This is a genomic window from Pseudoalteromonas sp. PAR1, from assembly GCF_947311895.1.
Classification (GTDB): Bacteria; Pseudomonadota; Gammaproteobacteria; order Enterobacterales; family Alteromonadaceae; genus Pseudoalteromonas; species Pseudoalteromonas lipolytica_C.
This window is the reverse complement of sequence record NZ_CAMZMY010000034.1, coordinates 21195-32177: the sequence shown is the minus strand read 5'-3', so window position 1 is coordinate 32177 and position 10983 is coordinate 21195. Positions and strand designations below refer to the sequence as shown.

The 10983-nt window shown below is 42.8% G+C and carries 10 protein-coding genes; 2 read left to right on the top strand and 8 right to left on the bottom strand.

Translation table 11 applies throughout. The features are described 5' to 3' along the window. Nucleotides 1-759 precede the first annotated feature (759 nt). The 8 genes from QL229_RS19440 to cysG form a co-directional block, all read right to left on the bottom strand. Nucleotides 760-2022, bottom strand: coding sequence for an aromatic amino acid transport family protein (locus QL229_RS19440; RefSeq protein ID WP_138558478.1), 1263 nt, complete (start codon nucleotides 2020-2022; stop codon nucleotides 760-762). Between the two features lie 153 nt (nucleotides 2023-2175). After that, on the bottom strand, nucleotides 2176-2367 hold the full coding sequence (locus QL229_RS19435; RefSeq protein WP_063700758.1) for a hypothetical protein: 192 nt from the start codon (nucleotides 2365-2367) through the stop codon (nucleotides 2176-2178). Nucleotides 2368-2543: 176 nt separating this feature from the next. Then, the gene (gene cysQ, locus QL229_RS19430; protein ID WP_054554817.1) at nucleotides 2544-3314 is read right to left on the bottom strand and encodes a 3'(2'),5'-bisphosphate nucleotidase CysQ; all 771 of its coding nucleotides are present in this window, start codon (nucleotides 3312-3314) and stop codon (nucleotides 2544-2546) included. Nucleotides 3315-3317: 3 nt separating this feature from the next. Then, entirely contained in the window at nucleotides 3318-3914 is a 597-nt protein-coding gene (cysC, locus tag QL229_RS19425; RefSeq protein WP_235383923.1) for an adenylyl-sulfate kinase, read from the bottom strand. A 14-nt stretch (nucleotides 3915-3928) separates the two neighbouring features. Then, a complete protein-coding gene (locus tag QL229_RS19420) occupies nucleotides 3929-5656 on the bottom strand; it encodes an SLC13 family permease (protein WP_135922819.1) in 1728 nt (575 codons plus the stop codon). Between the two features lie 32 nt (nucleotides 5657-5688). Further along, the gene (cysN, locus tag QL229_RS19415) at nucleotides 5689-7113 is read right to left on the bottom strand and encodes a sulfate adenylyltransferase subunit CysN (RefSeq protein ID WP_199527553.1); all 1425 of its coding nucleotides are present in this window, start codon (nucleotides 7111-7113) and stop codon (nucleotides 5689-5691) included. Next, on the bottom strand, nucleotides 7113-8012 hold the full coding sequence (gene cysD, locus QL229_RS19410) for a sulfate adenylyltransferase subunit CysD (protein WP_135922817.1): 900 nt from the start codon (nucleotides 8010-8012) through the stop codon (nucleotides 7113-7115). The genes cysN and cysD overlap by 1 nt, the downstream gene beginning before the upstream one ends. A 35-nt stretch (nucleotides 8013-8047) precedes the next feature. Further along, nucleotides 8048-9469: a siroheme synthase CysG gene (gene cysG, locus QL229_RS19405; protein WP_253040058.1), complete on the bottom strand. Its 1422-nt coding sequence runs from the start codon at nucleotides 9467-9469 to the stop codon at nucleotides 8048-8050. 272 nt (nucleotides 9470-9741) lie between these two features. Here cysG and deoC point away from each other — a divergent pair, with 272 nt between their 5' ends. Together deoC and QL229_RS19395 are read left to right on the top strand one after the other, a co-directional pair. After that, nucleotides 9742-10485: a deoxyribose-phosphate aldolase gene (gene deoC / locus QL229_RS19400; RefSeq protein ID WP_199527555.1), complete on the top strand. Its 744-nt coding sequence runs from the start codon at nucleotides 9742-9744 to the stop codon at nucleotides 10483-10485. Then, nucleotides 10475-10975 (top strand): hypothetical protein, encoded by a 501-nt coding sequence (locus tag QL229_RS19395; RefSeq protein WP_135922814.1) that lies wholly within the window; start codon nucleotides 10475-10477, stop codon nucleotides 10973-10975. Before deoC ends, QL229_RS19395 begins: the two co-directional genes overlap by 11 nt. The last annotated feature ends 8 nt before the right edge of the window (nucleotides 10976-10983 follow it).

Below are 10983 nucleotides of genomic sequence, written 5' to 3'. Positions count from 1 at the left end.
CAGTAGTGAAACGAAACAGCGCCGATGATAGTGTGGCATTTGCCATGTGAAAGTAGGACATCGCCAGGCTCCAAATTAGAGAAAGCCCGATTCGAAAGAGTCGGGCTTTTTTGCGTCTGGAGCTGTCAGCTTTCAGCCATCAGACATCAGCTGAACTGCGGGGTTGTTTAGTACAGGGACTCCCTCAGCACTCCCTGTTCATTCTCCAGGTAGGTTGGGTAGAGCGGAGCGAAACCCAACGAGTTAGCGAGTTTCTAGTTAGCAAGGGTAAAGTTGAATTGTTGGGTTGTTTAGTAGAGAGTCACCCACAGCAACAACCCCCGTAGGAGGCACTTCAGTGCCGAATTCAGACCATAACAAGCATATTCATGGCAGAAGCCATTCCTACGTGATGCGTATCTCAGACGGCAGATAATAGATGTCAGTTGATCTACCGAGTTGTCAGGTAACTGAGTCTCCCTCAGTAACAAAGCCTCGTAGGAGGCACTTCAGTGCCGAATTCAAACTATAACAAAAACATTCATGGTTAAAGCCATTCCTACAAGTACACTTAGCCTATAACCTCCGGCTGAGGGTGACGCAGCACCAAACACCCACACCGAGCGGCTGATCGCTGACGGCTGAAAGCTGATAGCTGATAGCTCTGTGTTGGGTTTCGCTGCGCTCTACCCAACCTACGCCACGCCTTCCAACTTTCCAGTTACTAACAAAAAAGCCCAGCAGGCTTCCCTGCTGGGCTTTTTAAAGTTTAAGCTTTGACTATTTAATCATGCTGTAGATAAGCGCAAATACGGCTAGAGAGCCAACTGTTAATACGAACAGTGTGCTCAAGCGGTTTCTGTATTTGTGTAAGCTAGGCACCTTATATACGGCAATCATTGGCATGATGAAAAGGATCATGGCGATTATAGGGCCTGATAGCTGATCCATCATGTCTAAAATACTTGGGTTGATCACTGAGCAATACCAAATAGCGAAGAACATGATGACAGTGCCAATCTTATCAACAAGCTTAGGGTTCATATGCGCTTGTTTACTGACTAAGCCGTTGAAGCTTTCACGGGCACCTAAAAAGTGACCTAAGAACGATGAGGTAATCGCGATAAAGGCAACTAATGGCCCTAAGGTCGCAATAAACGAGTTATCAGTAATATTGGCAAGGAATGACAAGATAGATACGTTATCTGCTTTTGCTTGTACCATTTGCTCACTAGAAAGCGACAGCACGCATGAAAAAACAAATAATAAAACAAATACAATTAACAATAAGCTGGTGCGCTTCAGAATTGCTTCTGACTTCATTTTGGCATTGTCGCCATAGTGAGCGCGCTGTACATGTACAAAGCTTGATATTGCAGCGGCATGGCTAAACGAGAATACAATGATAGGTATTGATAGCCAAAGTGTTTTCATGAAACCTGAAAACTCAGGGATTGATACATCAGGCATTTGCCAGCTTGGGATCAAGTAAATCGATAAGAAGAACAGGATAGCGACGAGAGGATAAACAAGAATAGCAAAGGCACGTAACATGAGTGCTTCGCCACCTAACATTAGGCTGATCATACCGCCAACGAGCAGGCCAGATAACAGCACGCGTGGGGGTGACTCCATACCTAATTGATTAACGATAAAGCTGTCTACAGTATTGGTTAAGCCAACACCATAAATAAGTAAGATAGGGAAGATAGATAGAAAATACAGTAAAGAAATCAGGCGTCCTGCATTAATGCCAAAGTGTTCTTCTACTACATCGGTAAAGTCTGCTTCAGGCTTTTTTGATGATAAAACAAAGCGGGCTAAGCCTCTGTGAGCTAAGTAAGTCATCGGAAAGGCAAGGCATGCCATGATAATTAAAGGCCAAAATCCGCCGATGCCGATATTAATTGGTAAGAATAAAATCCCTGCACCGACTGCGGTGCCAAATAAACTTAACACCCACTGGGTGTCATGAAGATTCCATTTTGAGTTACTACTTGTTGTCGATGCATCATACTGCATAGCATCTTGATGTGTGTTCATTAGCACTCCACTATTAGAATAATAATTGTCGCGCAGCATATAGAAAAGCGACTAAGAATGCATGTTTTAGCGTTGTATTTAAATAACTATGCTGTAAGGAGAGACTTACAAAGGAAAAAGTTGGGCTTATTGAGATAAGCCCAATTAAGCTATTTATTCTGCAGCTGCAAGTGCGCGAGCTTTAATGTCTGCGGCAAATGCTAAACCTTTCTTAAAACGCGCTTCAGCTGCTGTGATTTCACTTTCATCGCCATTAGCAGCAAGCACCCCTTGTGAAAGGGCTTTATAAAGTGCAGTAATTTGTGCCTCGTAACCGGCTTCAATTGCTTTTTCAACAGTCGTCATGGTTATTCCTTTAATAGATTAAGAGAGCAAAATATTATAGGAACAAGGACTTATTATCTAGGTGGGTTTCACTATTAAGTGGTAGGCGTTAAATCTATAGACTTACTTTGAGATGATAAGAAAAGTGCTGGGTTTCGCTACGCTCAACCCAGCCTACGATATTAAACGGAACGTTTTTAGTCCTGTAAAGCCGATACGACAAAATACGGATTCAGATACTCTTCTTTACTGTTATACAGTAGTGGGCTGCCATCGAGTTTGCTAACCGTTGCGCCTGCTATTTCAGCAATCGCATGACCTGCTCCGGTATCCCACTCACAGGTTGGGCCAAGGCGTGGGTATATATCTGCACTCCCTTCGGCAACAAGGCAAAGTTTTAGTGAGCTGCCTTTTGAAACCATTTCTACATCTTCAAACTGTTTTACGAATTCAGCTAAATCAGGAGAGGGGTGTGAACGACTGCCGACAACACGGATAAGCCCTTTATTTGGTTTACGGGTTACCTTAAGTTCGATACGCTCATCACCTTTATCTTTAAAGGCACCTATTGCTTCTGCAGCAATATACGACACACCTAATGCCGGTGCATCGACAACGGCCAATACCGGTTTACCTTTTTCAATCAAGGCAATGTTTACAGTGAACTCGCCATTCTTTTTAATGAACTCTTTGGTGCCATCAATTGGGTCTACTAACCAGTAGCGTTGCCAAGTTTGACGGATATCCCAGCTAATATCAGCGCTTTCTTCGCTTAGAATTGGTACATCAGGGGTGAGATGTTGTAAGCCATTCACAATCACTTTGTGAGCTGCTAGGTCGGCGTCGGTCACTGGGCTTTCATCAGCTTTGTACTCAACATTAAAGTCCTTTTCGTAAATCCCCATTATTGCACTGCCGGCTTGGCGTGCGAGGAGTAAGATTTCTTCTAGCAGTTCCGTTTGATTCATGACTTAACCTATAATTTGCTGTTGTTTTAAATACGCTACCAGTTCTTGCACCGATTGGTCTAGGCTGTTTTTACTGGTATCGATTTTAATTTCTGGCGATGTAGGGATTTGATAGTCTGAGTCGATACCTGTGAAGTGCTTAATTTCACCTGCACGCGCTTTTTTATAAAGCCCTTTAGGGTCGCGTGTTTCACACACGTCGAGCGGGGTATCTAAAAATACCTCAATAAACTCACCATCCTCTACTAAGTTTCTTACCATATCGCGTTCGCTTTGGAATGGCGAAATAAATGCGGTTAATACCACAAGACCGGCATCGACCATTAGCTTGGCAGTTTCACCTACGCGACGAATGTTTTCCACGCGGTCTTCATCAGTAAAGCCAAGATCTTTACATAAGCCATGACGCACATTGTCGCCATCAAGTAGGTAGGTGTGAACGCCTAACTGGTTTAATGCGCTTTCTAGTGCGTTAGCAACTGTACTTTTGCCTGAACCTGAAAAACCTGTGAACCATAAAATGGCAGGCTTATGCTTTTTTTGCTCACTACGCTGTGATTTGCTAATGGCGTAATTATGCCAAACAATATTTTCATCCATTGTCTTTACTCTCGTTATTGAAATGGGAATACCAGTGGTATGAGTGTTAAAACCGTAATCGAGTAAATAATCGATAAAGGTAAGCCCATGGCAATGTAATCTTTAAGGCGGTAATTTCCCGCGCTGTAAACCATCAAGTTAGTTTGATAACCAAATGGCGAAATGAAGCTCGCTGATGCACCAAATGCGACAGCCATAATAAAAGGCAACGGTGATACATCAAAACCAACGGCGAGTGCATACGCTACCGGAAACGAAAGCGCTGCAGCGGCATTGTTGGTAATGAGTTCGGTAAATAAAACCGTCATTAAGAATATGGCGATAAATGCGCCGTAAGGCCCAAAGTCACCTAATACGTATAACATGGCCGACGAAATTTCACCGGCAAGGCCTGTGCCTATCATGAGTTTGGCAAGGCCAATGGCACTACCGACTACTGCGAGTAACTCTATTGGGAAGCGACGTTTTACTTCACTTAGCTTGATTGTGCCCGTTAGCATTAAACCGATAAGAAGAACGAGTAGGCCTTTTACTAATGGCACTAGGCCAACAATACTTAACCCTAATACGGTTGCAAAACTTGCTAACACAATATTTGATTGCTTAGGTTTTAAATGGGTTTGTAAATCAAGGCCTGATATATAAACAAACTCGCGTTTTAAATTGGGCAGCGAGTAAAATGCTTTGCCAGGAGCAAGGATCAAGGAATCACCCGCTTGCAGTTGAACTTTACCTAAGCCACCTTGTAAACGGTCATGGCCGCGGCGAATGGCAATAACGGCTGCATGAAATTGTTCACGAAAGCGAATTTCTTTAATTGTTTTACCAATGTATTTTGATGAATGACTAACAACAACTTCAACTAGGTGCTCAACGTCTTTCTCATGTTTGTCGTGCACAACTTTTAAGCCGTCAAATTGGGTGAGCAGAGGTACTGACTTTATATCACCTACAAACAGCAGTACGTCACCTTCTTTAATAACTTGTTTTGGGGTAACCGCGCAAATACGTTTATCACCGCGGATTATTTCGGCTAAGAACAAGTCTTTTAATTCACGAAGGCCATTTTCCTCAACACTTTTACCAATTAGTTTAGATCCTGTTTCGACTTTACCTTCAAGGTAAAAGGGCACCACCTCTTGGTCATTTTTACCGTTATCTGGTAAATACTTGAGCATCACTAAAATAGTGATAAGTCCAACACTTAATGCGCCTAAACCAATCAAGGTAAAATCAAAAAAACCAAGTGGCTCCATGCCCGCTTCAACGGCAAAGCCATTAACAATTAAATTGGTTGAGGTACCTATCAGGGTGATCGTGCCACCTAAAATGGCAGTGTACGATAAAGGCAACAAAAGCTTAGACGGTGAATGTGTCGGGCTTTCTTTTATTGCACTGATAAGCGATGCTACTACTGCTGTATTATTAGTAAATGATGATAAAAAGGCAGTTGATAAACCCAGTTTTGTCACCGAACTTGTCAGGCTACCTTTCGAAAGAGACTGAGCAAGCTTTTGCACTAACGTGGTTTTTTCTACCGCTATCGAAACGAGTACAAGTAGAATAAGAGTAATTAAAGAAGGATTTGCATAGTTAATTAGCATATCTTCAAGGCTGATCAGCCCAGCTAAATAACTAATACCAATGGCGCCGACAAATAACCATGCAGGTTTTAGTCGAGTGCCAAAAAGACACCCGACTAATACCAGCATAATGCCTGTTAATACCAGCTGTTGATACATGCTTTTTACTTCCTATAACAGGCGAATGGTGATTATTTAAGCTTAGTTATATCAAGCGCTTGCCAATGAGGGAAGTGCTTGCGTACTAATGCGTTAAATTCAACTTCAAAATCGCTAAAGTTACTTTGTTGCTCTTCGGTGCTAAGTAATTGTTCAATCATACCTGCAGCAACGGTCAGGTTAGATAAGCGATCAATTAGGATAAATGCACCTGTTTCATGGTTGTTATGGTACTCATCAGCCAAAATTGTTTCTGTAAGCTCTAGGGTTACAATGGCAATTTCGTTAAGCTGTAATGAGTCAGCTTGACCATGCTCTAGGGTATTAACATCAATCGTGTGATCGATCTTTCTTACCACTGCCGAGGTATTTTTGCTGCCTAACTTAAAGTTGTAGCTTTTACCTAATACTAACGGTGCTTCATGCATCCATACTAATTTAGCTTGAATACGGTTTGTTACAGCAGCATTTGAGGCTGCTGGTACAATCACATCGCCACGACTGATATCAATTTCGTCGTTTAACGTTAAGGTAATTGCTTGGCCTGCTTCAGCTGTATCTAGGTTACCATCGAAAGTGACAATCTCTTTAATGCTCGAGCTTTTACCCGATGGTAATACTTTTACTGCATCACCCACGCTAAGTTTGCCAGACGTTAAAGTGCCTTGGAAACCACGGAAGTCTAAGTTCGGGCGTACTACATATTGCACTGGTAAGCGGGCTTCAAACCCGTTATCAATTTCAGCTGCTGGTGAGTCTTCAAGTAACTCCAGCAGTGGCTTTTCTGTGTAATAAGGTGTGTGCTCTGAGCGTGTTACTACGTTGTCACCTTTCAGTGCTGACATCGGCACAAATTTGATATTAGTAACGTTTAGCTGCTCTGCAAACTTAAGGTAGTCGGCTTTGATTTTCTCGTATACCGTTTCATCGAAATCGACGATATCCATCTTATTGATAGCAACAACAAACTGCTTAATACCTAATGAGTCACAGATAAAGCTATGACGCTTAGTTTGTACTTGTACGCCGTAACGAGCGTCAACTAGGATAATCGCCACGTCACTAGTTGATGCGCCGGTCACCATGTTGCGTGTGTATTGCTCATGTCCTGGCGTATCAGCAATAATGAATTTACGTTTTGCTGTAGAGAAGTAACGATAAGCAACGTCAATGGTAATACCTTGCTCACGCTCAGCTTGAAGACCATCTACAAGGAGTGCTAAATCAAGCTCTTCACCGGCATTACCGACTTTTTCATTGTCTTTATGCAGGGCTGCAAGTTGGTCTTCATAAATTTGGTGGCTGTCGTGTAAAAGGCGGCCAATCAGGGTTGATTTACCGTCATCTACACTACCACAAGTCAGCATGCGTAAAAGGCTTTTGTCTTGTTGACGCGCAAGGTAGGCGTCGATGCCTAGCTCTCTTACTTCATTAATCGTGTCGTTTGTTTTAGACATTAGAAATAGCCCTCACGTTTTTTCTTTTCCATTGAACCAGCAGAGTCGTGATCAATCACGCGGCCTTCACGCTCAGAAGAGGTAGAAAGCAGCATCTCTTCAATAATTTCAGTTAAGGTTCCTGCTGTTGATTCCACAGCACCCGTTAGCGGGTAACAACCAAGAGTGCGGAAGCGGACCGATTTCATTTGCGGTACTTCACCTTCTTCTAAAGGCATACGTTCGTCATCAACCATAATAAGCGTGCCATTACGCTCAACTACAGGGCGTTCTTTGGCAAGATAAAGTGGAACCATTTCAATGTTTTCTTGGTAGATGTACTGCCAAATATCAAGCTCAGTCCAGTTTGAAAGCGGGAATACACGAATACTTTCGCCCGGATTAACTTGGCTGTTATACGTATTCCAAAGCTCTGGACGTTGGTTTTTTGGATCCCATCTGTGGTGTTTGTCACGGAATGAGTAAACACGCTCTTTAGCACGTGATTTCTCTTCGTCACGACGTGCACCACCAAACGCAGCATCAAAGCCGTATTTGTCTAACGCTTGCTTTAAGCCTTGCGTTTTCATGATGTCGGTGTGTTTAGCTGAGCCATGCACAAATGGATTGATATCAATCGCTAAACCTTCTGGGTTTTTATGGACGATTAAATCAAAACCATACTCTTTAGCAAGGCGGTCACGAAACTCAATCATTTCCTTAAACTTCCAGTTGGTATCAACGTGTAAAAGTGGAAATGGAATTTTTGCTGGGTAAAACGCTTTACGCGCTAAGTGTAATAACACTGATGAATCTTTACCGATAGAATAAAGCATCACCGGGTTTTCAAACTCAGCAGCAACTTCGCGCATGATTTTGATACTTTCAGCTTCTAATTGCTGAAGGTGTGTTAAAGCCATTGTTAGTCGTCCTACTAAAATGATTAAAAGTTAAATTAAGCTACGCCAGTTAAAGGCTGGGCAAAGCTGCTGGTTTGCTCGGTTTGACCAAACCATGCAAGCTGATGGTGCAATGATGCAACTTCGCCAATAATTAATAAGGCGGGTGAAATAATGCTATGGCGCGAAATCAAATCTGCCAGCTCACCTAATTGCCCTGTAACCACACGTTGTTCTTTACGTGTGCCGTTTTCGATAATGGCAACGGGTGTGTCTGCACCGCGGCCATGTTTTAATAATTGTGCTTGAATATGTGGTGATTTAATCACCCCCATATAAATCGCTAAGGTCTGATTTGGTTTGGCAAGTGACTGCCAATCTAATTCTTGACCATCTTTTTTACAGTGACCCGTTACAAACTGAATGGCTTGGGCATGATCTCTGTGAGTAAGTGGAATGCCAGCATAAGCACTACAACCTGCAGCAGCAGTAATACCCGGTACGATTTGGTAACGTACTTGATTAGCTGCGAGAACTTGCACCTCTTCACCACCACGGCCATAAATAAACGGGTCGCCACCTTTAATACGGCATACTTTTTTGCCTTGCTTGGCAAAATCGACCAGCATCTGGTTAGTATCTTCTTGTGCAACACTGTGATCGCCTAAACGTTTACCCACGCAAACCAAATCGGCATCACGGCGCACTAAATCCATAATTTCATCAGAAACCAAGTAGTCATATACAACCACGTCGGCTTGTTGCATTAATTGTAGTGCTTTTAGCGTTAATAGCTCTGGGTCGCCCGGGCCAGCACCAACAACATATACTTCGCCTTCAGGCTCAGGCTTGGCATCTAACATCTGCTCTAGCTGCGCTGTTGCAGCTTCGGTATTACCCGCTTGAACTTTGCTCACGACTGATGAATCAAATACGCCTTCCCAAAACTGGCGACGATCGGCAAAGTGTTTAAAGCGTTGTTTTACTTTGTCACGGAAGCTGCCCACTAAACTTGCTAGTGGCCCAATATGCTGTGGAATAAGCGTTTCGAGTTTTTCACGTAAACGACGTGCTAAAACTGGCGCTGTACCGGCGCTTGAAATTGCAATTGTGATCGGGTCACGGTCAACAATTGATGGAAAAATAAAGCTGCACTTAGGTTGGTCATCTACCACGTTTACGAAGATATTGCGTGCATTGGCAAGCTTAAACACATCCTCATTTACGCTGTCGATATCAGTAGCAGCAATCACTAGCATCTGTTGCTCTAAATACTGCTCTTTGAAAAAGTCGTTAATAAGCGTTACATCACCTTGCTTTGCAAGCTCTTGTAGTTCATCACAAAATGCAGGGGCGACTAAGGTCACGTTGGCGCGGGCTTTTAAAAATGCTCGGCACTTGCGTAACGCAACATCCCCACCGCCGACTACCAGAACAGGCTTGTCGTCTAATTTGGTAAAGATTGGTAAATATTGCACTTTGTCTACACCCCTAAAACACATTGAATAAACTGCTTATTGCAGGTAAGCAGAATATAGTGCTCCATATAAAGTAAAAAATAATTAAAACCAAGTTTATATAGCTAAAAGTTATATATGGTGGTTGTGTTTGGCTTAAGGCTTAGTTAACAAGGGATTGCGGCGAGTTACAAGTAAATTAGTTGCCTTATGGTGATTAGTTATGATTTATAGCCGAATGATAAAAATTTGCTACTATAGGTCACTAAGATAGCAACAAAAAAGTAAACGTAATGAATAAAACACAAACAATCGCTGCTCAAGCGGTGGCGCTGATGGACTTAACAACTCTGAATGACACCGACACCACAGAATCAATTAATAACTTGGTTGCTAGTATTGAGCCAAAACTGGGCATCCCTGCGGCGGTTTGTGTGTACAGCCAATTTGTTAGTGACGCTAAACTGGCACTCGCTGAGCGTGAACTTCAGCACGTAAAAGTGGCGACAGTTACAAACTTTCCTGATGGGGAGCAGCCTTTAGAACAAGTGATAAATGAAACACTGTTTGCCATTGAGCGCGGAGCCGACGAAATTGATTTAGTAATCCCCTATAAAGCACTGATTGCCGGTGATGAGCGCAAAGTTTTAGAGTATGTCAAAGCGTCAAAAGAGGCATGTGGCAGCCAAGCGCAACTTAAAGTCATTATCGAAAGTGGCGAATTAACCGATGATCTTATTGCAACGGCAACTAAGCTGGCAATTAATGGCGGTGCTGACTTCGTTAAAACCAGTACCGGTAAAGTGGCTGTTAATGCAACGCTAGCTGCAACAGCCATCATGTTAAATACCATTAAAGCGACTGGTAAAAAGGTTGGTTTTAAGGCAGCTGGGGGAGTCAGAACAGTCACTGATGCTGCTGAGTATTTAGCCTTAGCCGAATCAATCATGGGTGAAGCGTACTTACAGCCAGAGCTATTTCGTTTCGGCGCTTCTGGGTTATTAAGTGATGTATATGCGACATTAAATGAATCGTGAGAGTGAACAAGAAAAAATAGCACTCGAGCATAGTGCGGCAAAGCTATTTTTACGCTGCTACGAAAAGCAGTTTGGTGTAACCATGCGTAATATCTGGCATAACACACCAAGTAAACCAGATGTGAGTTGTTATAAAGGTGATGAACGGCTCGATATTGAAATAGCGCATTTATATGCCAGTGAAACAGAAGCGATGGCGGTGCTAGGTCGCCCGCTGTCTATCTCAATGCAACGCGATCTCGCTGAAATGGCTTTAGCACCGAGTAACGAACGTTTGCACTGTGCTTTGCATCGATTGCTGGCACAAAAAGCTAAGAAACATTACGAGTCTTCGCAGCCTTGGTTATTAATTCGAAATGCCAGTACTATATGGCATTTTGATGATTTTAAGTCAGTACTTACTCACCTTGATGTGCCTAAGCAGCATCCCTTTCAACAAATTTGGTTGTTATGTGATTTTTATCGTGGTGAGTTGTTGCAAGTAGTGTGATATGTAGC

Bases quoted from the DNA above. Each gene is read 5' to 3' on its own strand.
- cysQ (WP_054554817.1), bottom strand. From the start codon at position 3,314: ATGAATCAAACGGAACTGCTAGAAGAAATCTTACTCCTCGCACGCCAA.
- deoC (WP_199527555.1), top strand. From the start codon at position 9,742: ATGAATAAAACACAAACAATCGCTGCTCAAGCGGTGGCGCTGATGGAC.
- cysD (WP_135922817.1), bottom strand. From the start codon at position 8,012: ATGGCTTTAACACACCTTCAGCAATTAGAAGCTGAAAGTATCAAAATC.
- cysN (WP_199527553.1), bottom strand. From the start codon at position 7,113: ATGTCTAAAACAAACGACACGATTAATGAAGTAAGAGAGCTAGGCATC.
- QL229_RS19420 (WP_135922819.1), bottom strand. From the start codon at position 5,656: ATGTATCAACAGCTGGTATTAACAGGCATTATGCTGGTATTAGTCGGG.
- cysC (WP_235383923.1), bottom strand. From the start codon at position 3,914: ATGGATGAAAATATTGTTTGGCATAATTACGCCATTAGCAAATCACAG.
- QL229_RS19440 (WP_138558478.1), bottom strand. From the start codon at position 2,022: ATGAACACACATCAAGATGCTATGCAGTATGATGCATCGACAACAAGT.
- QL229_RS19395 (WP_135922814.1), top strand. From the start codon at position 10,475: ATGAATCGTGAGAGTGAACAAGAAAAAATAGCACTCGAGCATAGTGCG.
- QL229_RS19435 (WP_063700758.1), bottom strand. From the start codon at position 2,367: ATGACGACTGTTGAAAAAGCAATTGAAGCCGGTTACGAGGCACAAATT.